A 23,393-nucleotide genomic window follows, 5' to 3' on the forward strand; every position below is an offset into this window, starting at 1 on the left:
CTTCTTAATCTTTTAATCTTTGGCGTCCTCTGTATTCTCTTTGCGGGGTAACGGGGGCGCAGATCAATGACTGTTCTTGGTAAGCTGGTCATCATCGCGTTCGCGATCTTGCCTGCGGCGGTGCTAACGGCCTTTCTGGTCAGCCACTATCGCAAGCGGATGGGTTGGCGGCTGATTGTGCGCACGCTGTCTTTGGGCGTGATCTCGGGCATGCTGGTGCTGGCGGGCGGCCCCATGATCGGCTGGGCGACGAGCTTCGCTGCGCCCGGTGTCGAAGCGGCGCTGAGTTCCGCCTTCATCGGGGCTGCCGGACCGGAAGAGCTCGCCAAGTTTCTGCTGCTCTATTTCATCGTGCGGGAACATAAGGATTGCGATTCCGGCGGCGATCTGTTCTGCGCCGCCATGCTGCTCGGCCTGGGGTTTGCAGCGCTCGAGAACACGCTCTATCTGCTGCGCAGCCCCGACTGGCTCGGCCTCGGCACCATGCGGGGCGTGCTCTCGATCCCGGCGCACATGGTGTTCGGGGCCGTCATGGGCTTGTTCGCGGCGCGTGCCTATCGAGGCCGGGCGCCGGGCCTGAACTGGGCGCTGGCGCTCATCGTGCCGATCCTCGGCCACGGCTTCTATGATTTTCCGCTCATGATGTGGGACGAGCTGACCTACGTGCCATTCGCGAATCCGAACCAGGTCTGGCGGGAAATGTTCTGGTTCCTGATGGCAGTGCTCATAGCCTCAGGGGCGGCAGCCTTCCTGATCTGCCGGCGCGAGATGGTTGAGATCTTCGCGCAGGACAGCGAGGACGCGGACGTTCATCTGCCGGCGCACTGGGCGATTCGGCCGTGGCGCTCGATCGGGACCTTGTTCGTGCTGGCGGGCGCAGCGGTTGGACTCGTTGGGTTGTGGCTCGTGCAATCGGACGAGTATCGCGGCGCCTTCTTGCTGGCACCGTCGATTTTTCCGCACGCCTTCGGGTGGGTCATGCGTCTGCAGCCGCCGGAGAAAGCGATCGGCGTGCCGCGCATCGCGGAGCGCTAGCGGTGCAGGTTCGATTGCAAAGATCGCGCCGGCAAGCAATTCTGGCTTGCCGTCCACCTGAAGCTGCGAGTCGGGGATGCCGCAACCGACTGTCGCGTTGGACATAGCAGGGATCACGTCGCCGCGCATTCATCGGCTGTACGCCTATTGGCAGCATCAATGCGAGCGCCGGGACGGAACGCCGCCAAAGCGCGGCGATATTGCGCCGGATCAGATCAGGGGCGTGCTGCCCAACATCATGATCGTTGATGTCGAGCGCGATCCCTTGCGTTTTCGTTATCGACTCGTCGGCACGCGGGTGGTGGAATATAATGGTCTGGAGTTCACCGGTCGCTACTTGGGCGAGATCGGCTGGCCGGAAGAGCAGGATCTGATCGACAGTTATGCCGCCGTGGTAGAGGGACGCCGACCGGTGTTCGGGGCCTTCGCATGGGAACTGACAACCGGGCGCATGGGACGATGCGAATTTGCGCGCCTTCCGTTGAGCGAGGACGGCGAGCTAGTGTCGCAGATCCTCGCGATGGAAGACTACGATTTCCCGCAGCCAGACGCGCTGCCGAGCGGGGGGCAGACGACACGGTAGGCGCAAATTTCACTTCACAGCGGGCGGCGGTGACGTCGTCGACATTATGGTCCATCAGATACACCGGCTCAATATCTCTCAACTCAATTCTCCTCGCATTCGTCGCTTCCGGGACTATTGGCAAGCGCGCCGCGTGCCGCAGCGCATCGTGCCACTACGTGCGGATCTGGATCCAACGGAGTTGCAGGAGCTGCTGCCCAACATCGTCATCATTGAGGTCGAGCAGAAGCCGCTTCGATTCCGGTATCGCCTGGTCGGCACGCGCGTGGTCGAGTTCAACAAGCTGGATTTCACCGGCCTTTATCTGGGAACCATCGGCTGGGACGAGGAGCAGCAGCTGGTCGAGGCCTGCACGGATGTCGTGAAGATCAAGGAACCGCTCTACGGCTTCTATACCTGGACGCAGAAGAACGGCAATATCGGCAAGTGCGAGTTCGGCCTCTTTCCGTTCAGCCGTGACGGTGAGACGGTGATGCAGCTCTTCGGGATCGAAGACTACGAATTCCCGCGCGTCTATGGCAGCGCGCGACCTCGCGCGCTGCCATAGCCCGGCGGCCGACTATTGTGCGTCCACCGCAACCTGCATCTTCACAATGCGATCCTGGGGAGCGCTGACCACGCCATTGTTGCCGGGGTCGCCCTTCTTGATGCGGTCGACGAATTCCATGCCCTCGACCACCTGGCCGAAGGCGGTGTACTGGCCGTCCAGGTGCGGCGCGGGCGCGAAGCAGATGAAGAACTGGCTGTCCGCGCTGTTCACGTCCGATGAGCGCGCCATCGAGACCGTGCCGCGCACGTGCTTCACCGCGGAGAATTCGGCCTTGAGCCGCTTTCCCGATCCACCGGTGCCGGTGCCCGTAGGGTCGCCGCCCTGAGCCATAAAGTTCGGGAGCACGCGGTGGAACGGCGTGCCATCATAGAAGCCTTGGCGTGCCAGCTCCTTTATGCGGGCGACGGTCCGCGGCGCGACGTCCGGCAGAAGCTGGATCACCACGCGGCCGTAGCTGAGATCCATGTAGAGGGTGTTCTCGAGATCCTGCGCGAAAGCATTCGCGCCGCCGGCAGTGAAGAACGCGCAGGTGACGAACGCGCTGAAGGCGCGGCGAGTTATGTTGGTCATGAAAATCTCCCGGAGCCCGGCCTAGCCCATAGCCTTCTTCAGGTTCTCATCGAGCTTGTCGAGGAACTCGTTGGTCGTCATCCACTTCTGGTCGGGCGAAATCAGTAACGCCAAATCCTTCGTCATGAAGCCGGCTTCGACCGTGTCGACGCAAACCTTCTCCAGCGCCTCGGCGAATTTCTGCACCTCGGGCGTGCTGTCGAACTTGCCGCGATACCAGAGGCCACGCGTCCAGGCATAGATCGACGCGATCGGGTTGGTGGACGTCTGCTTGCCCTTCTGGTGCTCGCGGTAGTGGCGCGTGACAGTACCGTGCGCCGCCTCCGCCTCCACCACATCGCCGGACGGCGACATGAGCACCGAAGTCATGAGGCCGAGAGAGCCGAAGCCCTGCGCGACCGTGTCGGACTGCACGTCGCCGTCGTAGTTCTTGCACGCCCACACGAACGCGCCGGACCATTTCAGCGCGCTCGCCACCATGTCGTCGATCAGGCGGTGATCGTAGGTGATGTTCTTGGCCTTGAAGTGGTCGGCGAACTCCTCGTCGAACACTTCCTGGAAGATGTCCTTGAAACGACCGTCGTAGGTCTTGAGAATCGTGTTCTTGGTCGACAGATAGACCGGCCAGCCGAGGTCAAGGCCATAGTTCAAGCAGGCGCGGGCGAAGCCGCGGATGGATTCGTCGAGGTTGTACATGCCAAGGGCAACACCGCTGCCTGTGAAACTGAAGACCTCCTTCTCGATCGGTGCGCCGCCGTCGGCGGGCTCGAACTTCATGGTCAGCTTGCCCTTGCCCGGCACGATGAAATCGGTGGCGCGATATTGGTCGCCGAAGGCGTGACGGCCGATGACGATGGGCTGGGTCCAGCCCGGCACCAGGCGCGGCACATTCTTGCAGATGATCGGCTGGCGGAAGACCGTGCCATCGAGGATGTTGCGGATCGTCCCGTTGGGCGACTTCCACATCTGCTTCAGCTTGAATTCCTTCACGCGCGCTTCGTCGGGCGTGATGGTGGCGCACTTCACGCCGACGCGATGCTGCTTGATGGCATTGGCGGCGTCGACCGTGATCTGGTCGCTGGTCTTGTCGCGGCTCTCGATGCCAAGGTCATAGTATTTTAGGTCAACCTCGAGATAGGGCAGGATCAGCTTGTCCTTGATGAAGCGCCAGATGATGCGCGTCATCTCATCGCCGTCCAACTCCACGATCGGGTTCTTGACCTTGATCTTCGCCATTCCGTTGCTTCCTCCGAAGGTGGCTGCCTCGCGCGCGACCCGGCGCGGCAACCGATGTTGCATCGCAAAATCGGGCGCAGAATAGCATCGCACGCTGGAATTTCCAGCGTGCGGAAAACACGGGCTAGGCCAACTAAATCCGCTCCGGATAGCTCGGTTCGCGGGTCTGCGGCTCGCCCTCGAGCATGTCGAGCAGCCGGCCGACGCTGCCGACCACGGAGAACAGCTGCCGCGTCGCGGAACGGGCGAAGCCGTTGTCGATTACGTGGTCAACCAGGTCCAGGAACGGATCCCAGTAATCGTCGTGATTGACCAAGATGATCGGCTTGTCATGCATGCCGAGCTGCCGCCAGGTGATGATCTCGAAGGTCTCGTCGAGCGTGCCCATGCCGCCGGGCAGCACGATGAAGGCCTGGGAAAGGTCGAACATCATGCGCTTTCTGGTGTGCATGCTGTCGACGATCTTGAGCTCGGTGAGGCCGCGATGGCCGAGCTCGGCCTGCTGCAGGTGCTCCGGAATGACGCCGACCACCTGTCCACCGGCCGCGAGCGTGGCGTCGGCAACGGCACCCATCAGGCCGATTCCGCCTCCGCCATAAATGAGGCGAATGCCGTTCTCCCCTAGAGCGCGGCCGACGTCGGTGGCGATTTTGAGGAATGTGGGGGAGGCACCCGTGGAGGCGCCGCAATAGACGCAGACTGACTTTATTACCTGACTCATTTCCAACCCAAGGGGCCATCCCCTTGGCCTTTCATTTCCATCTCTCTGGTCACAACACTTATGGCAGGGAAACGGGCCTCGGGGCAAGTTTGGAGGATGGCTCTGAGGGGCCACAGCCCAGCGAAACCCGTGGCATTCCCGCCACAGGGGCGCAAGAGAACCGGCTTGCAGCATTTGAGCGGCATTTGGATTGCGAGTTTTTACTTTTTCGCCAGGGAAATCCTATTTCTGTTCCGCGACTTCGTTCTTCTGCCACACCGAGTGGTCTGATACTGTTGTGCAACAGGTTGGTCACAAGGAGGATCGGGTGACGCGCGTCGCTCTGACCGGAACAATCGGTGCTGCGGTTCTGGTGGTCGCGCTCGGGCTGTTTTTCGCGATTTATCAGCAGGACCAGGATGAGGGCGGCGACACTGCACCGCCGGCCGCTCAGTCCGCCGCTCCCGCGACCGAGTCGGGCATGAGCGGCAGCCAGGATGGTGCGACCGAAGGCCAGCCGAGCCAATCTGCGAACACAACGGGCGGACAAGCGCCCGCCCAGCCCTCGAGCGGCCAAGCGGCAGAGGCCACGCCGATTCCGCCCAGCTTCGACGTCGTGCGTGTCAACCCCAGCGGCGATGCGGTGATCGCCGGTCGCGCCCAGCCGGATGCCGAGGTCACGATCATGGACAAGGGCAAGGTCATCGGCTCGGTACAGGCGGACAACCGCGGCGAATGGGTCTTCCTGCCGAACAGTGCCCTCGACCCCGGCGAACACAGCTTTACGCTTGAGAGCGTGCCGGACGATTCCGAGAATGACGCAAGCGCCAAGCGGGAGTCGGAGACATCCGTCGTCGTGCTGGTGCCGCAGGTGGCCAAGGACATCGCCGGGCGCGCGAGCGACCAACCCGCGGGAGCGCTGGCAATCGAGGTGCCCAAGTCAGGAATCGGGCCCACGCGGGTCATGAACGTGCCGGACCAGCCGGTGGAGGCTTCGGCCGGAGCGCCCAAGGTTCCAGAGATTTCGGCAATTGATTACGATTCTGAGGGCCGCGCTATCCTGTCGGGCAAGGCGCCGGGCGGCGTGCGGCTGTTCGTCTATCTGGACAACCAGTCGATTGGCGAGACGACAGCGAACGAGAATGGCTTCTGGTCGTTCACGCCCAACACGCCGATCGCGCCCGGGTTGCATGTCATCCGCGTGGATCAGGTCGACCAGACCGGAAAGGTGGTGGCGCGTGCGCAGACGCCGTTCGAACAGGCCGCTGTGCCTTTGGCGGCCCAAGCCGGCTCCAGTGCGCAACAGACCGCCTCAGCCGCGGGCGCTCCGGACGCCAATGGCGGGGCGATGGCCAATGGCAGAATCGTCGTGCAACCAGGAAATTCTCTCTGGAGGATCGCGCGTGAAAGCTACGGAGAGGGGATCCGTTACACCGTGATCTACGAAGCGAATAAGGATCAAATCGCGGATCCGGACCTGATCTATCCAGGCCAGGTGTTCGCGGTACCCACCGGCAACTGAATCCATTCCATCCACGAAAGACCTAGCAAGTGAGTCCTGCCGATCCGGAGTTGGGCCTGCGTGAGTTGCAGATCTTGCGCTCCGCCGGACTCGTCTCGGCACGCGGATATGCCGCCGCGGTCAGCGTCGTGCGCGACGAGGCGTTCTGGGCAAGATGGGGTCGCCATGCGTTGTTGACCTTGGGTGCGGGTCAGTTTCTGGCCGGCGTGGTATGTTTCTTCGCCTACAACTGGGATGACCTTTCCGATCTCGCCAAGTTTGCTGTCATCGAAACGGCGCTGGTGATCGCTGCCGGTGGCGCGCTGCTGATCGGTCTCGATCGCGCGTTCGGACGAGTGCTTCTGGTCGCGGCGTCGGTATTGACCGGCGTTCTCCTGGCGGTGATCGGTCAAGTCTATCAGACCGGCGCGGACGTCTTTGAGCTGTTCGTCGCGTGGGCCGTTCTCATCCTGCCTTGGGTTTTCGTGTCGCGCAGCGCGGTCCACTGGATGCTTTGGCTGGTGGTCGCGGAGGTCGCGCTGGCGCTCTATGCCAGCCAGGTGCTGGTGGTCGTCAGCGATGTGACCTCGGGGGAAATGTGGGTGCTGGTTGGAGCGACCATTGCCCTGGCGCTCGCCGGGCGCGAGTTCGCCGTCCAATATGGACTGTCGTGGCTGTCTGCGCACTGGACGCGGCTGGTGCTGCTGTTCGCAGCGACGGTGATCCTCTTCATTCCGGCTGCGGCCCATGCGGTGGATGCGGGCAGGTTCGGCTCTCCGGCGCTTTGCCTGGCGGCATTCCTGTTGATGATCATTGCCGCCGCCGCACTCTACTGGCACCTGTGGCGTGATTTCGCTGCGCTCGTGATCGTCATCGCGGTCGCCGATGCATTCTTCATCTGCATCGGATTTCGCCTGATCGACGAGGCAATCGGATTCGACTTCGACGATGCAGCGCCGGCCTTGGCGAGCCTCGGCGCCATGATTGTTTGGGCCATTGCCGGAACGGGTTCCGCCGCCCTGGCGATGCGGAGGCTGCGCGGAACCCTGCAAGGAGCGCCGGCATGACAACGCTTACGGCGTTCTGTGCACGGACTGGAATCGACGTGGCGCCGGCGCGCGAAGCATTGAACGCGCGCGGTCCGTACGACGACGCGCCCTGGTACATGCAAGCAGTGCTGGGCATCGGTGCCTGGGTCACGGCGGTTGTGGCGCTAGCCTTCGCCTGGGTGGTCATGGATATGGCGTTCGATGTCGATGAACCGAACCTCGTCGTCGCGATTGCCGGTGCAATTGTATTTGCCGTCAGTGTGCGGCTCCTGCATCACCGGCCTGAGGGCGCGTTCACCGCGCATGCTGCCGTGGCCCTCGCAACTGCCGGTACGCTGATGGTTGCGGCCGGGGTCGGCGTCCCAGCCGAGAGCGTGTGGGCAGCCGTCATCGCCACTGTGCCCTTCGCGGCGGCTGCCGTGTGGCAGCAACGGTCGCTGCTGCTGCAGTTCCTGGTCGTCTCGGTGACGCTGATCCTGCTGTTTGTGGCCATCTGGGACCATTGGGGCCAGATGACCGCGGATCTGCCGGCGGTCTTCGTTCCGTTCGGCGTGGCGCTGTTGTTGTACCCGCCAATGCGCGATGTGCGACCGACGGCATTGGCCCTGCTCGTCGTGCCGCAGCTTATCGAGATCCTGGTCTTCAACTTCGACACGGGCTGGAAGCTCTGGTTCGGCTGGCCGGCAAAGGGGCTGCTCCTTTTCGTGTTTGCGTTCCTTGTCTTCATCAACTGGCGGCGCGTGGGGGACTCCCAAGCGCAGCTTCTCGCTGCCGTCGCGGCGCTGGCCGCAGCGATTGTCGCCTTCCTGCTGCCGACCGGGGCCTCGGCCGCCTTGGTCCTGCTGGCGCTGGCCTACACAATCGGTTCGCGCTCGCTGGCGATCATCGGTGCGTTGGCGGAGATCTATTTCATCTGGCTGTTCTATTGGGACCTGCAGGAGACGTTGCTCACCAAGTCCGTCATCCTGATGTCGGCCGGGGCAATTCTGCTGGCCTGCTATGGGCTGCTGATCGGCGCAATGCGCGAGCGGAGGCCGTCATGAGGCCCGCACGGTTGGCGATCGCACTTGCCGGGCTGGTGCTGATCCTTGGGCTGACCAACTGGGATATTGCACAGAAGAGGGCGGTCATTGCCGACGGCGAGCTTCTGATGCTGGAGCTTCGGCCGGTCGATCCGAGATCCTTGCTGCAAGGCGACTACATGGCTCTGGCGCTGGCCGACGCGGTCATGCCCGACAGCACGGCGATCGAGAGCTTGCCCTACCGCGGCACGGTGATCCTGTCATTGGACGAAAACAGGATCGGTCGCTATGCGCGCCTGGATGACGGATCACCGCTGAAGGACAACGAGCTCCGTGTGCAGTACCGCCGGCACGAGGACTGGGGCAGGCCGCGGCTGGATTACGGCGCGCAATCCTTCTTTTTCCAGGAAGGCCAGGCAGAGGTCTATCAGGCTGCCAAATACGCCGTGCTGCGCGTTGCTGCGGATGGCGGGACGGTTCTGACCGACCTCGCAGACGAGAATCGCGAGCGGATCAGGCCGGGGCCGAGATAGAGGAACTCAGGCGGCTGGCTTTGCCCAGCGGGGCATGACGTCGCGCAGGACCATGAGATAGGGCCGCGCCTCCAAAACCAGTTCCGCCGCGACGGTCAGCAGCGCTGTGGGAGTCCAGCTCTCGCTCAAATGCCCCTTACCGACACAATAGATGCGCTTCTGCTTCGACACCATCAGGCGGCAAGAGGGCGAGGTGTGGCTGGAGCGGATGATGGCGTGTACCGCTTCGCGCAGGTCCACACCTTCGGCGGAATAGGGGTCGCCGCCGATCTCCGCCGCGATCTGCAGCACCGGCCCGGTCTCGGCTAGGCGCGTCTCCGCCGAAAAAGGAAGGCCGCAGGCCCTGAAACCGAAGGCAACGTTGGCGCGCTCCCGCTTCAACGCGACGGAACCATCGTCAAGGACGTCGAGCTCGTTTATTTCGGCAGGGGCAGGCGGGTGACTGAAGACGGTTGGTATGTTCATGAAATCAGCGCCAGCTGAATGGTTTGGGACCGGATGCGATGGTAGTAGGGGGGAATTAACGAAACCTGAAAAGTGCGCTGCCAAGCCATCCGGCCGGTCCAGCGACCAGTCATTGACTTGCGCGGCGTCAACAGCCAGATATGTGTCAAATCAATGAACTAGCGGCAGACCGTGGCGAACAGCTTGAGGAATGCCGGTTGACTGAACGAGGTGCCCTTCTTGTCCACATTCACGGTTCCTCCGATCAATCGCGATGGATGGCGCTTTGTCGCCCTGTTTGCCGTGGCGACCTTGCTCCTGTTCTGGATCTGGGAGCCGCTGGGGTGGATCGGGGTCATTCTCACCTGTTGGTGCGCATTCTTCTTCCGCGATCCGGCGCGCGTCACGCCCAATCGGCCAGGCCTCATCATCTCGCCGGCGGATGGCATAGTGCAGATGATCCAGCCCGCGATCCCACCGGCGGAGCTGGGCCTGGACCAAAGGCCGCTGACCCGCATTAGTGTCTTCATGAACGTGTTCGACGTGCACGTGAACCGCTCGCCGATCGACGGCGACGTGGTCGCGCTCGCTTATCGGCCGGGCAAGTTCGTCAACGCAGCGCTCGACAAGGCGAGTGAACACAACGAGCGGCAGTCGATCCATCTGCGTGGGCCGGACGGCCTCGACCTCTGCATGGTGCAGATCGCCGGGCTGGTGGCGCGGCGCATCAAATGCGACCTCGCGGCCGGGCGCACGCTGCGGGCAGGTGAGCGCATCGGTTTGATCCGGTTCGGCAGCCGGGTCGACGTCTACCTGCCGGACGGCGTCTCGCCCCTGGTCTGCGTCGGGCAGCGCGCGGTCGCGGGCGAAACGGTGCTGGCGGATGCCAAGTCCGACGAGTCCGCGAGGCTTGGCGAGCAACGGTAATCTGCGGCACAATGAGCCGGCTGCGGCCGGTTCAATCCTGGAGGATGAGAGCCATGCGGCGCACCAGATTGCGGGATCATTCGATCAACCGTCTGATCCCCAACATGCTGACCCTGTTCGCCTTGTGCGCGGGGCTCACCTCGATCAAGTTCGCGCTCGATGCCCAGGCGCTGATGGATGTCACGGCCTATACCGATCCATCCGCGGTCGCCAACGCGGCCGCGCGGAAATGGGAACTGGCCTGCATCGCCATCATCGTTGCCGCTGTCTTTGACGCGCTGGACGGACGGATCGCGCGCCTGCTGGACAGCACCAGCAAGTTCGGCGCGGAGCTGGATTCGCTCTCCGACTTCATCGCCTTCGGCGTCGCGCCGTCGGTCATCCTCTACGTCTGGACCATGGACCAGGCGGGCCGCATCGGCTGGGGCTTGACCTTGCTTTTCAGCGCCTGCATGGCGCTGCGTCTGGCGCGTTTCAATACCAAACTCGACAATGCGGACGTGCCGGCCTGGACCATGCGTTTCTTCACCGGGGTGCCGGCACCCGCCGGCGCAGGTTTGGTTCTGATGCCCGTGATCGCCTACAACGAATATGGCGGCGGGATCGCCGATTCACCGTGGCTGGTCGGCAGTTGGATGGTAATTGTCTCCGGTCTGCTGGTCAGCCGTATTCCGACCTTCTCGTTCAAGCGGCTCGCCATCACGCAGCGATGGGTGCTGCCAGCCATGGTCGTCGTGGCGGTGTTCGTGGCGCTGCTGGTGAGCGAAACCTGGAACACGGCTCTGGCGATGGGTGCGCTCTATCTCGCCTCGATTCCGTTCAGCTATCGCCAGTATCAGAGGCTGGCGGTGCAGCGGCCGCACGCGCCGACCATCGAGCAGCGTGCCGAGCACGATCTGGACCTGCATTGACCATCTGACGGCGGATCGTTTCCGATGCTGGATCGCGCCGCGCGGCGGCTGATCGACCCCGTGCTGGACGAGCTGGCGCTCGCCGCCCACCAGCGCGGCCTGACCGCCAATCAGATCACAGTCGTCGGGTTTGCGTGCGGTCTGGCAACGATCGGGGCTATCGCGCTGCAATCCTATGAACTGGCGCTGCTGCTGTTGCTGGCCAACCGGCTGGCGGATGGCATTGACGGCGCGCTGGCGCGCCGCGTGGGCGCGACCGATCTTGGCGGCTACCTCGATATCGTTCTCGACTTCATCATCTATTCCGGGACGGCTTTCGCCTTCGCATTGGCGCAGCCGGACCGTGCACTGGCAGCGGCGTTCCTGATCTTCTCCTTCATGGGGACGGGGTCGAGCTTTCTGGCCTTCGCGATTTTTGCCGCCAAGCGGAAGCTGGATGGGGAAGCGGCGACCAACAAGAGCTTCTACTATCTCGGCGGTATCACGGAGGGAACGGAGACAATCCTTTTCTTCGTGATTATCCTGCTGTTTCCCGGCTGGTTTCCGGTTGCCGCCTATATCTATGGGACCCTCTGCTGGCTGACCACGATCGGCCGCATCGGGGCCGCGGTGCAGAGATTGCGATAGAGGCAAAGAATGCAGACAAAACAATCGACACAGAGTTGGAGTGAAGAGACCTCCGCCAGCTTCATCGCCTATGGACGGTTTTTCAATCCGGAGCGCGAGCGCCAGTTCGATGTGATCGGCGACCTCGTGGGCGCGGCAGTGGAACGCGAAAGCACGCCGCTGATCGTGGAGCTCTGCTGCGGCGCGGGCGATCTGGCAGTGTTCCTGCTGGGGAAGTTCCCGACGGCTCGCTATGTGGCACTCGATGGATCAGCGGCGATGCTCGCGGAGACAACACGGCAATGCGCGCCCTTCCGCGACCGCCTGACGACGCAGACGTTCGACCTCGGCAGCGATGATTGGCGCTGGATGCGAGAGCAGCCGCGTGTCATCGTGAGCTCCCTGGCGGTGCATCACCTGGACGGCAACGGCAAGCGTAAGCTGTTCCGGGATCTTCATTGCCTGCTGAAGCCCGGCGGAGCGTTCGTGCTGGCCGATATCATGCGTCCGGCATCCGAGGCCGGCTTCGCTCTCGCGGCCGAAGCCTATGAGCGCGCAGTCGCCATGCGATCTCTCGAGGAACTCGGCGACCTCAGCATGCTGGACAAGCTGCGCGAGCTCAGGTGGAACTATTTCCGCTATCCGGACGACGACGCGATCGATCAGCCATCCACGATCAAAGAACATCTGGCGTGGCTTGAGGAGGCCGGCTTCCGCGGTGTCGACCTCTACTGGGCCTTGGCAAGCCACGCGATCGTCAGCGGTACCAAGTAGCTATTCCGCCTGCGCCGGCTCAGCGCCGATCTGTCGCGTACGATCGCGCCGGCGCGCGAGCCAGTCATAGAAGCGGCCCTGTAGCTCCAACGCGCAAGGTGTGAATATCAGCGTCAAAGGCGAAGCGAACAGCACGCCGAACGTGATGGCGGTCGCGAGCGGGGCCCACCATTGCGTAGATGGCGCATAGAAGGTGATGTCGCGCCCGATGAAATCGACCGTCATGTGAAAGACGAGCGGAAGCAGGCCGAGGACCGTGGTCAGCTTGGTCAGGATGACGGGCCGCAAGCGCTGAACGCCGGTGACCAGCAGCGCCTCGCGCCGCGATTTCGCGGTCTTCTTGAGATGATCGTAGGTGTCGATGAGGACGATGTTGTTGTTGACGATGATGCCGGCGAGCGCGATGACGCCGATACCGGTCATCACGATTCCAAACGGCTGCTGCAGGACCAGAAGGCCGAACATCACGCCGATCGAGGACATGATGACCGCGCTCAGCACCAGAAACACCGAGAAGAAGCTGTTGAACTGCAGCAGCAGGATGAGCGTGATCAAGAACATGGTGGCGATTGCCGCCAGTGTCAGGAAGTTGGCGGACTCCTGGCGATCTTCATCCTCGCCCGTGAACGCGACATTGACGGATGGATCGAGCCCTGGATCGGTCGCCAGCCACGCCTTGATCGCTTCCAGCTCTGCGTAGGCCTGGACGCCCGGCTTCACATCGGATTCGACGTCGATGACCCGCACACCATCGACCCGGCGCACCAGCGCCAGCTTCGGCTTGGCGGTCCGGTCGACGAAATTGCTCAGCGGCACGGACCCGTTGGCGGTCGGGATGCGCAGCTGGTCGATCTCGCTGATGTTGCGCACCTCCGACGGGAAGCGTGCCACGATGTCGATCTCATCGTCGGCGTCGTCCGGCCGGTAGTCCCCGAACTTCAGTCCGCGCGTGACCAGCTGGATGACATCGCCCACCGCGGTGACATCGAGGCCATACTTTGCCGCTTCGGTGCGGTCGACAGCCAGCTCCCACTCGATGCCGGGAACCGGCCGCGAATCCTGCACGTCGATCAAGCCTGGCATCGATTCGAGCTTCTTGCGGACGATTTCGGTGGCCGCTTCGAGCGCCACGAAGTCGGTGGAGGTGAGCTGGATGGAAACGGGCTTGCCGCCGCCCGGACCGCCTTCCTCCTCCGTCAGCTCGATCCGAATGCCGGGGATCGGCGCAGTGCGCTCACGGATCTCCGACAGGATCATATCGACGCTGCGCCTTTTGTCCCAATCGCCGAATTCCAGTGCGATTGTGCCGATCACGTCTTCTGCCAACTCCTGGCCACCGGACCGCCCGCCGACATCGGCCCTTGTCACGCTATAGACGCTGCGCAGCTCGTGATGCTCGCTGTTGAGGGCCAGGATCTCGCGCTCGACGGCCTTCACCAGATCGTCCCGCTCCTTGACCGACATGTTGCCGCGGGCATGGATCTGGACCTGGGCGCGCTCCGGCTCGACGTCCGGGAAGAACTCGACGCCGGCGCCATAAGATCCGAAGGCCATGACCGTGGCGACCAAGATTCCAATGCCACCTAGAATGACCAGGACCGGACGCCGCAAGGCACCACGCAGGGCGATCAGGTAAAGCCAGTCCGGTCCCCGCGCGCGGGCAAGCTGCTCCTCGCCGGACAGGCGCTCCGCCTCAAACGCGTGTCGCTCTTCCGCGTTCGGCTTGCCGATCAGGGCGCCGATGCAGGGAATGAAGACCATCGCCATCAGGAGCGAAGCAAACAAAGTCGCCGACAAGGTGATCGGCAGGTACTTCATGAACTCGCCGGTCGTGCCCGGCCAGAAGGCCATCGGCCCGAACGCGGCGATGATGGTGGCGATCGAGGAAAAGATCGGCCAGGCCATGCGCTTGGTCGCCTCGGCATAGGCGGCGCGGCGATCCATTCCGTTCAGCATGCAGCGGTCGGCGAACTCCACCAGGATGATGGCGCCATCGACCAGCATGCCGGTCGCCATGATGAGGCTGAACAGAACCACGATGTTGATCGTGATGCCGAAGCCCGCCAGCATCAGCAGGCCGATGAGGAACGATCCCGGCACGGCGATGCCGACGATCAGGCCGCCGCGCAGACCGAGCGAGGCCACGACCACGATCAGCACCAGCAGGACAGCCGTGATCAGGCTATTTTCCAGCTCGCCCAACATGTCGCGGATTTGCTGGGAGCTATCCTGCGAAAAGGTGACCTTGACCTGCGGCGGCCATGACTGGCTTTCCGCCGACACCAGCGTACGGACCTGATTGATGGTTTCGATGATGTTCTCGCCGGCGCGCTTGGAGACCTCGATGCCGATGGCCGGCAGGCCATCGATGCGCGCGACGGATTCGGGATCCTTGAAGGTGCGACGCAGGCTGGCGATGTCCTTGACCTGGACCACGGCATCGCCGCTGACTTTCACGGGCATCGAGAGGATGTCGTCGGCCGATTCGAACAGACCCGGCACCTTGATTGCGAACCGACCCTGGCCGGTATCCATCATTCCGGCGGCAACCAAGCGGTTGGACCGGGCAACGATGGTGCCGATCTCGTCCAGCGCGAGGCCATATGCTTCGATCCGCAGAGGATCGATGACCAGCTCGACCAACTCCTCACGCTCGCCACTCATGGTGGCTTCGAGGACGGAGGGGACGCTCTCGATCTTGTCCTGGAGGCGCTCGGCCAGCTGACGCAGCGACCGTTCCGGCACGTCTCCCGAGAGCGTGACGACCAGGACCGGGAACCGGCTGAAGGCGACTTCCTGGATGAAGGGCTCGTCGGTGTCTTCGGGCAGGTCGGGCTTCGCCAAATCGACCTGCTCGCGCACGTCATCCAAGGCCTTGTCGATGTCGTAGCCGGCCTGGAACTCCAGCACGACGCTGGCGCCACCCTGGTAGGTGAGGGAGCGGAACTCCTTCAGCCCTTCGATCGAGCGAATTTGCTGCTCCATCGGCCGCGCCAGCAGGCGCTCGGCATCGTCCGGCGAGACGCCCTCCAGCGTCATGCTGATGTAGATGAAGGGCAGCTGGATATCTGGCCAGAGCTCCTTCGGCAGGTTCTTGTAGGTGACCCAACCCGCAAGCAGCAGCAGGACGAGCCCCGCCAGCACGACGCGGCTGTTGGCGATGATCCCTTCGACCAGGCGGCTCATTGCGTCGTGGTTTCCGCCGCTCCGGATTTTGTCTCGACCGGGCGCACCAGTTGATCGTCAATGACGAAATCCTGGCCGACCACGATCATGCGCGCGGTCGGAGCGAGGCCAGTGATCCACAAGCCGCGCGAGTCCTCGCGCAAGATCTGGACGGGCGCGAAACGCACGGTGTCGGCTTCATCGACCAGCTTCACGCCCACTTCGCCGCTCGGCCCCAGCGTGAGGACGGCCGGCGAGATGCGGTGCGCCGGGACATCCTCCACCGGCACCACGAGCTCGGCCGACAGTCCATCACGGATCTCGTAATCCGCATTCGGCACCTCGACCTCGATCCGGAAGGTACGGGTCTGGGTTTCCGCTCGCGCGGCGATGAAACGCAAGGCGCCAACGACTTCGCGTCCATCCAGCAGCCGCGCACGAGCGGGACCGCCGATTTCGAGCTGACTGACGTCGCGCTCGGTCGCGTAGCCGACGATCACGATGGGGTCGAGATCGATGATGGTGGCGACCGGATCGGCAATCTGCAGGTAATGCCCGACTTCGGCATTGCGGTCATCTAGCACGCCCTCGATCGGCGCCTTGATCGAGAGGTGCGAAATCTCGACCTCCATGCTTTTGACCTGCGCCTGCGCCAGCGCCAGATTGGCGGCGAGCTCGGCGAGGTTGAGCTTGGGCGCGAAGCCTTTCTCGGCCAAGCGCCTGGAGGCTTCGGATTCGGCTTGGCGCTGTTGCAGCAGCGCCTTGGCTTCAGCCAGGCGTGCGGCACGGTCCGCTCCATCGAGCACCGCGATCAAATCACCCTTATGAACCAGAGCGCCTTCGTCGACCGGAATCTCGACAACGCGGCCCGTGGTCTCTGCGCGTACTTCCACCACGCGGTCGGCCTCGGTCCGCCCGCGCAGCACGATGGTGCGCGGCTGGGGCTCGGCCTTGGAGGTCGCGACCTGCACGCTGACCAGCTCGCCCGGCCTGGTCAACGGCGGCCCCGATGGCACGTCAACCGGTGCCGCGCCGGCGGCCACATCGATATCGTTATCCGGCTTGGGTTCCTGGAGCTGAGCCGCTTCTGCGCTCACCGCCGGAGCCGATCTGCCGGTGTCCGACTTGAACAGCATGCCGGACCCCAGCCACCCGGCGGCCAGCAGCGCAATTGTTCCGGCAATCAAATATGAACGTCGCATGATGAAGGATGTCGCTTCGTCAATCCAAATCCCACCAATTGGCGCCAGCAACGAGCAGCTTTCGGCGCTCAGTCGGCGGTCGTTGGTTCAGTTCAGCGCTCAAACATGGGTGAAGGGCCGTGAGCGGTTTTATGCTTGTTATTTGCGGCCGTGATGGACTTGCAGGCTCTGCACGATCTCCATCAGCTTATCGCGCTCCATGATAAATAGATTTCGGCCTTTCCGCTTCAACAGGCCGGACGGGTAGAGCTGGCTGACCGCCCTGTTGACGGTTTCCCGAGTCGTGCCGGTCAGGCTGGCAATCTCATGCATCGGCGGCAGCGGCCGGACCACCCATAAGCCCGGCACCGCCGCATCCGGCTTCGCCATGCGCAACAACTCGGCATAGACCCGCTGCGCGGCCTGGAGCGTCGCCAGTTCCATGATGCGGATGCCCGTCGTGCGCACGATGTTCGAGAGCCGTTGCAGGACGCCGAACGCCATCGGCGCATGCTTCATCAGCAGATCGCGGAAGAGCTCGGCCGGCATGATGGCGACGTCGGTTGCTTCCATCGCCGTGACCGTGGCGGAGCGCGGCTCCTGGTCGATCGCGGCCAGCTCTCCGAACATGTCGCCGGCGCGGATGATTCCGAGTGTTACTTCCCGTCCAGCGGGGGAAAACGTGACAGCCGCAGCGGCGCCCTTGAGCACGAAAAACACCTCGCGCGTCAGGCTGCCCTTGTCCAGCAGGGTCTCGGCCTTGGCATAGCTGCGGAACCGGCACTGGCCTTCCACGGCCTTCAGTTCCGGGTCCGAAATGCACTCGAAGAGCTTGATCCCGCGCAGGGACCGGGCCGATTGAAGGGCGAGGGTCGTCGACATGCGCGCCACAATAACGAAAGACGGTGCGATTTTCCAATGGCGGTAGCGCGATAAATGCGCGCAAAACGGTCACGTCACCGTCATTTTGACGGGTTAGTTCCGCCGGTTCGGGCGCAGATACCAGAATACGGCCAGGATCTGCAGAGCCAGGACCAAGCCAAAGGCCCAGTGATAGCCGCCCGGATCGACAGCCCCCTCGCCGGTCGCACGGAACTGGTCGAGGATCGCGCCGATCCCCCACTGCAGCGCCCAAGCCGTGGCAAACAGCAGCAGATTCGCGGTGCTTTGCGCACGGCCGGCCGCAGCCGTGCCGAAATGAGCTGCCAAGGTGGCATAGCCGAGATTGCCGGCCTGCCCTGCGAATCCAAACAGGAACCAGGGCAGGAACGGGGAAACCGGCACGTGAAGGATGATCAGCAGCTGGCTGAGCGCAAACAGCAGGAATGAACAGCCCACCACCAGCCCGATGGTGAAGCCGCGGCGTTGCGCCCGGTCCGCGATCCAGCCGGTCGTCAGCGAACCAATTACGAAACCAATGGCCATGATGAACAACACGTCCGCCACCGAAGCGCGGTCGAGCGCCGCGACATCCGACAACCAGCGACCGGCCCACAGTGTCTGTATGGCAATGAAGGCGCCGGACATGGTCGCGACCATGGGCACAACGCGCCAGAACACGGCGTCCCTTGTGATTCGACCGATCACGTGCAGCTGTGCCGTCAAGCCTTCGCGCGAGCCGGATTGTCCCTCCGCGGCCTGATCCTTCGGCACGCAAGAGAAGATCAGCAGCGCGACGCCAACCGTGGCGGCGGCCAGCAAATCGAACATGGAACGCCACCCGATCAGCTGCGCCAGCCAATCGGCCGGACTCGTTGCGGTGACGACGCCGAGCGCACCGATCGCGATCATCGTGGAATTGCCGAGCGCCACGCGCGGCATCGGCAACCAGATCGCATTGGCTTTAAAAGCCGACATGAGGCAGCCGCACAGGCCAAGCCCCAAGATGCCGCGCGCGACGGTGAGCGACCAGGGATCGGGCGCCAGCGCGAACAGAGCGGCGCCGGTCGCGGATACCAGCAGCAGTACTGTCTGCACGCGGCGCGGGCCGAAGCGATCCAACAGCAGCCCGAGCGGGAGCTGGAACAAGGTGAAGCCGAACAGATAGGCAGCGGTGAGCCGGCCGAGTTCACCCGGGCTGAGATCGAGCTCCGTGATCAGATCGGGCGCGATCACCTGATTCACCGCGCGGAACAGGTAGGACATGAAATAGCCGAGCGCGAACGGCAGCAGTGCACGGAAGACAATGGCCCACGGAATGCGATCGACAACGGTGGCTTTCTGCACAGCCATGGCTCACTCGACCGGCGGCGCGATGCGCTTGGCCTGACCCATTTCGGAAACGGTGTTCCAGATGACGGCGGCAATCACAAGCGCGCCGCCGATCAAGGCGCGATCGCCTGGATATTCGTGCAGGGTCGGCCAAACCCAGACCCAAATGGGCGCCAAGATCGATTCGAGCAGGCTGAGCAGGATTGCCTCGCCTGCCGGGATCAGACGGGCACCGGTGGTGAAGAGGATGAAACCGATGCCGAGCTGGCAGGCGCCGAACAGAAAGAGCAGCGTCAAGTCTGTCCCCTCCACGGAAGCAGGACTGCCCAGCGCGCCGCCGATCATGACAAGCCAAAGTGATGAGAGGCAGGTCGCCGGCGTCATGCGGACATGACTGAAGCGGCGCACCAGGACGGTCGCCAGCGCAAAGGCGATCATGATAAGCAGGGACAGGGCGATGCCGAGGAAATCGCCGGTTGCCTCCTGATCGGAAACCGTGATGCCGACGCCTGCCAGCGCCAGCAGCATGGCCGCCGCCTTGATCCAGGTCATCCGCTCGCCCAGCCATAGCCACGCCAGCACGCCCGCGACCAGCGGCGCCGCGCTCTGCAAGAACAGGATGGTGGCGACCGTCGTGTGCTGCAGCGCGATCACGAAGCTGGTCGACGCGGCACCGAAACAGATCGCGACACCCAATCCACCCCAGCCGAGGTCGCGGAACAGGGCGAGGATCTTCCGGCCGTCACGAACGGCCATGTAGAGCAGGAGGGTCAGGGACGCGAAGACACCGCGCCAAAACACGATGGTCCAGGCATCGGCCTCGACATGGCGTACGATGAGGCCGCCCGTGCTCCACACCGCGGCGGCACCGGCAACCATCGCGACACCGCGCGCATGCAGCGACCAGGACACAGAAGGACATCCCCTGACAAAGGGGTGCCAGCATAAGGGCGGCGATCCGTCTGGCAAGACAGCCGGCCGCATGACTGGCATGCGGGCGAGATGCGTCAGCCCTCCGCGCGCGCCTTAGCCAGGAGCCAGCGGCGAAAAGTGCGAAAGGCCATATGGCCGCGCGCCTCTGCTCGATAGATCAGGCGCCAGCGCAGCTGCGGTTCCTCGATGGTCAGCGAAAACGGTGCGACCAGCCGGCCTTCACGCAGATCGCTGGTGATGTAGGGCGCGCGGATGAGTGCCACGCCCAGCCCATCCAGTGCGGCCTGGATGGCGAATGCGGAAAAATCGAATGAAACGACATGGAGCCGGGAGCGATCAGGCAGCCCGGCTGCGGCCAGCCAACGCGGCCAGTCCTCCGGCGAGTGCCGGACATCGAGCAGCTTTTCGCGCGCAAGGTCGGCAGGAGCTTTCAACCTTTTGGCAATGTCGGGCCGACACACCGCCATCAGGCGGCCGGAGAACAGCGCGTCGCTGACGAAGCCGGGAACCTGCGCGCCGGCGAGACGAATGGCCGCGAGCGTGTCAGGGCCGGGCGTCACCTCGCGACTGATCGTCGTCGCCAGACGCAGATCGATCTCAGGATGCTTGGCGTGAAACTCGGTCAAATGGGGGATGAGCCACCGCATCGCGAAGGTTGGCCCGACCGAGAGGGTGACGGTTGGATCGTCGATCACCCGGCGCGCCTCGGCCACCGTCGTCTCCAGCCGGCGGAATCCGTCGCCCAGTCCAGATTGCAGCGACAAGGCGAAGGCAGTCGGGCGCGACTGATTGGCTTTGCGCTCGAACAGGGGGCGGGCGAGCTGGCGCTCAACCTCCTTCACGAGGCGGGAGATCGCGGTCTGCGTGACGCCGAGCTCCTTCGCCGCCGCCGCGAAGGAGCCAAGGCGCAGCGCGGCCTCCACGGCGCGCAATCCACGCAGGCTCGGCAGCCACATCGCTTACCCCAACCTCCCATCGGCCTAGGTCGAATAAACCGGATTTGATTTGCGGCCGATACTGGCGGAAATTGGCCGTCAGTGGAAGAGTGCTTCTCGGCCAATTCGGGGACCAGCCTGATGTTTGATTGGAGCATGATTGTTGCGATCGCCGTGGCGGCGCTGGGCACGTCATTCCTGAGCGGCGTTTTCGGTATGATCGGTGGCCTCGTGCTGATGGGCGTCCTGCTGCTGTTCTTGCCCGTTCCGGCTGCCATGACCCTGCACGCGATCACGCAGATGACGGCCAACGGCTGGCGCGCCGTCGTGTGGCATCGGCACATCATGTGGCGGATCCTGCCGGGCTATCTGCTCGGCAGCGCGATCGTGTTCGGCCTGCTGGCCTGGGCGCAATTCACGCCGCCGAAAGCGTGGGTCTATATCTGCCTGGGAATCATGCCGTTCGCGGCGCGGATGCTGCCGCGGGAGCACGCACCGGATATCCGCCGAAAAGGTGCGTCCGTGATGGTCGGCGCGTCCGTGATGGGGCTGCATGTGCTGGCTGGCGTGTCAGGGGCGGTGCTCGACATGTTCTTCCTGGCCCGCGATCTGGATCGGCGACTGGTGGTGGCGACCAAGGCCATGAGCCAGAGCATCGGCCACGCCATCAAGTTCGCCTACTTCACCTTTGTGGCGGTCGCGCCGCTGAAGGTGGAGCCCGCCACGATCTCGCGTGCGCTGGACGTGCCGCTCTGGGTCTATGGGATGGCGGCCGGACTGGCCATCTGCGGCACCACGTTGGCCAAGCCGGTGCTGCACCGGTTCAGCAACGAGGCCTTCCAGCTGTGGTCGCGGCGCCTAGTGCTGGGGATCGGCGGGGTCTATCTGGTGCAGGGCGGCGTCGCGTTGACGCAGTAGCGTGCCTTTGCTCATATCTCGTGCGCGGCGGCCATGACAAAAGGCCGCGTGCGGCCTATCCTTGCGCATCGAATCGCAATCGTCATTTTCGGGTATGGACATGCGGACGCGCGATCTGCGGAAGCCGAGGCTGGGAGATTCCATCACCATCATAATCGTCGGCGCTGTGGTGGCGCTCGCGGGGTGCGCCGCGCAGCCGGCGAAGACGCCGAGCGGCCCTGCGGGTGACAGCGCACCGAGCACGGCCGAGGCTGCGGCCGCGCCAATCGATTTTCGCACGTTCAACGAGACAAGCTGCCCGAATTCGGCCGCGAGCTATCAGGAGTGGGTCGCGAAGTTCCAATCCTATGCCCTGAGCAAGGGCCGGCGGGAGGACGTGGTCCAGACCGCGTTCCTCGGCGTGAAGGAGAATCCGGAAATCAGCGACCGTGCCGCCAAGCAGCCGGAATTCGTGACGCCGGTCTGGACCTATCTCGAGCGCGCCGTTTCCGACGACCGCGTCGCGCGTGGACAGCTGAAGTATCAGGAGAACAAGGCGCTCCTGACCGGCATCGAGCACGATTACGGCGTGCCGCGCGAAATCGTAATGGGCATCTGGGGCATCGAGACCGATTTCGGCAACAATTTCGGCGATGCAAACGTATTCGAAGCGCTCACGAATCTCGGCTATCGCGCCAACCGGCAAAGCTTTGCTTGCACCGAGCTGCTGGCTGCGCTCGACATCGTCGCGAACAACAAAGTGCCGGCATCACGTATGGTCGGTTCCTGGGCCGGCGCGATGGGACATCCACAGTTCCTGCCGTCCAACTATCTGACGCTGGCTGTGGATCGCGATGGCTCGGGCGTGCCTGATCTCTGGGAGTCGCTGCCCGACGCTCTGGCTTCGGCCGCCAATCATCTGGTCGATGATGGCTGGCAGCGCAATTTGCCCTGGGGCCTGGAAGTGAAGCTGCCGGCCACGTTCCCCTATGGCGAGGCGGAACTGGATCTTACCCAGCCGATCAGTCACTGGAAAAAGCTCGGTGTTACGCGCATGGACGGCTCGGCGCTGCCGGATCTTCCCGGCGGGACGTCGATCCTGTTGTTGGCGGGTCATCGTGGGCCAGCGTTCCTGATCACCGAGAATTTCAAGGTGATCCTCAAATACAATTACTCAACCTCCTATGCATTGTCGGTGGCTCATCTCGGCGACCGCGTCCTCGGCGGGCGGCGCTTCATCGGCAAATGGCCGGTGCACGAGCGGCCGCTCAGCCTGCCCGAGCGAGAAGAGGTCCAGACATTGCTGCTGGCTCGCGGTTATGATGTCGGCAAGGTGGACGGCGTGCTGGGCCTGAAGAGCCGCAAGGCCGCGCGCGAGTTCCAAAAGGAGCTCGGCTGGCCGCAGGATGGCTTCATCAACAAGGCGTTGCTGGAAGAATTGCGGCGCCGCAAGAACGTCTAACCGACATAGGCACACCTCGGTACATCCCTAGGGCGTGGCTCCGGCGAGGTCTGCGCCGGGGCTTGGCATTTGCTTTTCGGGTTCCGATCTGTATAGTCCGCCGGAATTTTGTAACAGGTTCGCACCGGCCGTAAAGAACAGTGCCGGATCAAGCACTTAGGGAGCGCG

At 63.5% G+C, this 23,393-nt stretch carries 23 protein-coding genes; 13 read left to right on the forward strand and 10 right to left on the reverse strand.

The window, feature by feature from the left end; translation table 11 throughout:
- The first annotated feature begins 66 nt into the window (after positions 1-66).
- From DTX69_RS09400 to DTX69_RS09410, 3 genes are all read left to right on the forward strand, one after another.
- The gene (locus tag DTX69_RS09400; protein WP_119301274.1) at positions 67-1,035 is read left to right on the forward strand and encodes a PrsW family intramembrane metalloprotease; all 969 of its coding nucleotides are present in this window, start codon (positions 67-69) and stop codon (positions 1,033-1,035) included.
- A 76-nt stretch (positions 1,036-1,111) separates the two neighbouring features.
- Positions 1,112-1,618 (forward strand): PAS domain-containing protein, encoded by a 507-nt coding sequence (locus DTX69_RS09405; protein WP_119301275.1) that lies wholly within the window; start codon positions 1,112-1,114, stop codon positions 1,616-1,618.
- Positions 1,619-1,664: 46 nt separating this feature from the next.
- Complete coding sequence (locus DTX69_RS09410) at positions 1,665-2,165, forward strand: PAS domain-containing protein (RefSeq protein ID WP_119301276.1); 501 nt, start codon at positions 1,665-1,667, stop codon at positions 2,163-2,165.
- Between the two features lie 12 nt (positions 2,166-2,177).
- Here the strand turns inward: DTX69_RS09410 and DTX69_RS09415 are convergent, their stop codons facing one another.
- The 3 genes from DTX69_RS09415 to DTX69_RS09425 form a co-directional block, all read right to left on the reverse strand.
- Positions 2,178-2,633: a peptidylprolyl isomerase gene (locus tag DTX69_RS09415; RefSeq protein ID WP_284735682.1), complete on the reverse strand. Its 456-nt coding sequence runs from the start codon at positions 2,631-2,633 to the stop codon at positions 2,178-2,180.
- A gap of 126 nt (positions 2,634-2,759) precedes the next feature.
- On the reverse strand, positions 2,760-3,974 hold the full coding sequence (locus DTX69_RS09420) for an NADP-dependent isocitrate dehydrogenase (protein ID WP_119301471.1): 1,215 nt from the start codon (positions 3,972-3,974) through the stop codon (positions 2,760-2,762).
- Positions 3,975-4,107: 133 nt separating this feature from the next.
- Positions 4,108-4,695: an LOG family protein gene (locus tag DTX69_RS09425; RefSeq protein WP_119301278.1), complete on the reverse strand. Its 588-nt coding sequence runs from the start codon at positions 4,693-4,695 to the stop codon at positions 4,108-4,110.
- Between the two features lie 307 nt (positions 4,696-5,002).
- Here DTX69_RS09425 and DTX69_RS09430 point away from each other — a divergent pair, with 307 nt between their 5' ends.
- Genes DTX69_RS09430 through DTX69_RS09445 form a run of 4 tightly spaced genes read left to right on the forward strand, consistent with a single transcriptional unit; the run spans position 5,003 to position 8,779 of the window.
- Positions 5,003-6,196 (forward strand): LysM peptidoglycan-binding domain-containing protein, encoded by a 1,194-nt coding sequence (locus DTX69_RS09430; RefSeq protein WP_162917037.1) that lies wholly within the window; start codon positions 5,003-5,005, stop codon positions 6,194-6,196.
- Between the two features lie 29 nt (positions 6,197-6,225).
- A complete protein-coding gene (locus DTX69_RS09435; protein WP_119301280.1) occupies positions 6,226-7,242 on the forward strand; it encodes a DUF2157 domain-containing protein in 1,017 nt (338 codons plus the stop codon).
- Positions 7,239-8,267 (forward strand): DUF4401 domain-containing protein, encoded by a 1,029-nt coding sequence (locus DTX69_RS09440; RefSeq protein WP_119301281.1) that lies wholly within the window; start codon positions 7,239-7,241, stop codon positions 8,265-8,267. Before DTX69_RS09435 ends, DTX69_RS09440 begins: the two co-directional genes overlap by 4 nt.
- A complete protein-coding gene (locus DTX69_RS09445) occupies positions 8,264-8,779 on the forward strand; it encodes a GDYXXLXY domain-containing protein (protein WP_119301282.1) in 516 nt (171 codons plus the stop codon). The genes DTX69_RS09440 and DTX69_RS09445 overlap by 4 nt, the downstream gene beginning before the upstream one ends.
- Before the next feature lie 6 nt (positions 8,780-8,785).
- Here the strand turns inward: DTX69_RS09445 and DTX69_RS09450 are convergent, their stop codons facing one another.
- A complete protein-coding gene (locus DTX69_RS09450) occupies positions 8,786-9,244 on the reverse strand; it encodes a hypothetical protein (RefSeq protein ID WP_119301283.1) in 459 nt (152 codons plus the stop codon).
- Between the two features lie 219 nt (positions 9,245-9,463).
- Here DTX69_RS09450 and DTX69_RS09455 point away from each other — a divergent pair, with 219 nt between their 5' ends.
- From DTX69_RS09455 to DTX69_RS09470, 4 genes are read left to right on the forward strand one after another with little or no spacing between them, the layout of a single operon-like run.
- Positions 9,464-10,150: a phosphatidylserine decarboxylase gene (locus tag DTX69_RS09455; RefSeq protein ID WP_162917038.1), complete on the forward strand. Its 687-nt coding sequence runs from the start codon at positions 9,464-9,466 to the stop codon at positions 10,148-10,150.
- A 53-nt stretch (positions 10,151-10,203) separates the two neighbouring features.
- Complete coding sequence (locus tag DTX69_RS09460) at positions 10,204-11,061, forward strand: CDP-alcohol phosphatidyltransferase family protein (protein ID WP_284735659.1); 858 nt, start codon at positions 10,204-10,206, stop codon at positions 11,059-11,061.
- Positions 11,062-11,085: 24 nt separating this feature from the next.
- Positions 11,086-11,688, forward strand: coding sequence for a CDP-alcohol phosphatidyltransferase family protein (locus tag DTX69_RS09465; protein ID WP_119301286.1), 603 nt, complete (start codon positions 11,086-11,088; stop codon positions 11,686-11,688).
- A gap of 9 nt (positions 11,689-11,697) precedes the next feature.
- Positions 11,698-12,441: a class I SAM-dependent methyltransferase gene (locus DTX69_RS09470; RefSeq protein WP_119301287.1), complete on the forward strand. Its 744-nt coding sequence runs from the start codon at positions 11,698-11,700 to the stop codon at positions 12,439-12,441.
- On the opposite strand, the gene DTX69_RS09475 is transcribed toward DTX69_RS09470, so the two are convergent.
- The 6 genes from DTX69_RS09475 to DTX69_RS09500 form a co-directional block, all read right to left on the reverse strand.
- A complete protein-coding gene (locus tag DTX69_RS09475; protein ID WP_119301288.1) occupies positions 12,442-15,627 on the reverse strand; it encodes an efflux RND transporter permease subunit in 3,186 nt (1,061 codons plus the stop codon).
- Entirely contained in the window at positions 15,624-16,808 is a 1,185-nt protein-coding gene (locus DTX69_RS09480; RefSeq protein ID WP_119301289.1) for an efflux RND transporter periplasmic adaptor subunit, read from the reverse strand. Before DTX69_RS09480 ends, DTX69_RS09475 begins: the two co-directional genes overlap by 4 nt.
- 138 nt (positions 16,809-16,946) lie before the next feature.
- A complete protein-coding gene (locus DTX69_RS09485) occupies positions 16,947-17,669 on the reverse strand; it encodes a Crp/Fnr family transcriptional regulator (protein WP_119301290.1) in 723 nt (240 codons plus the stop codon).
- Between the two features lie 93 nt (positions 17,670-17,762).
- Positions 17,763-19,019 carry an MFS transporter gene (locus tag DTX69_RS09490; protein ID WP_119301291.1) on the reverse strand — a complete coding sequence of 419 codons (1,257 nt, stop codon included), beginning with the start codon at positions 19,017-19,019 and terminating at the stop codon, positions 17,763-17,765.
- 3 nt (positions 19,020-19,022) lie between these two features.
- Positions 19,023-19,910 (reverse strand): DMT family transporter, encoded by an 888-nt coding sequence (locus DTX69_RS09495; protein ID WP_162917039.1) that lies wholly within the window; start codon positions 19,908-19,910, stop codon positions 19,023-19,025.
- A 95-nt stretch (positions 19,911-20,005) separates the two neighbouring features.
- Positions 20,006-20,887, reverse strand: coding sequence for a LysR substrate-binding domain-containing protein (locus DTX69_RS09500; RefSeq protein WP_119301293.1), 882 nt, complete (start codon positions 20,885-20,887; stop codon positions 20,006-20,008).
- A 120-nt stretch (positions 20,888-21,007) separates the two neighbouring features.
- On the opposite strand from DTX69_RS09500, the gene DTX69_RS09505 reads away from it, so the two are divergent.
- Both DTX69_RS09505 and DTX69_RS09510 read left to right on the forward strand, forming a co-directional pair.
- On the forward strand, positions 21,008-21,784 hold the full coding sequence (locus DTX69_RS09505; protein WP_162917040.1) for a TSUP family transporter: 777 nt from the start codon (positions 21,008-21,010) through the stop codon (positions 21,782-21,784).
- Positions 21,785-21,884: 100 nt separating this feature from the next.
- Positions 21,885-23,225, forward strand: coding sequence for a lytic murein transglycosylase (locus DTX69_RS09510; RefSeq protein ID WP_162917041.1), 1,341 nt, complete (start codon positions 21,885-21,887; stop codon positions 23,223-23,225).
- Positions 23,226-23,393: the final 168 nt, after the last annotated feature.

The sequence above is a fragment of the Dongia deserti genome (genome assembly GCF_003574735.1).
Taxonomy (GTDB): domain Bacteria; phylum Pseudomonadota; class Alphaproteobacteria; order Dongiales; family Dongiaceae; genus Dongia_A; species Dongia_A deserti.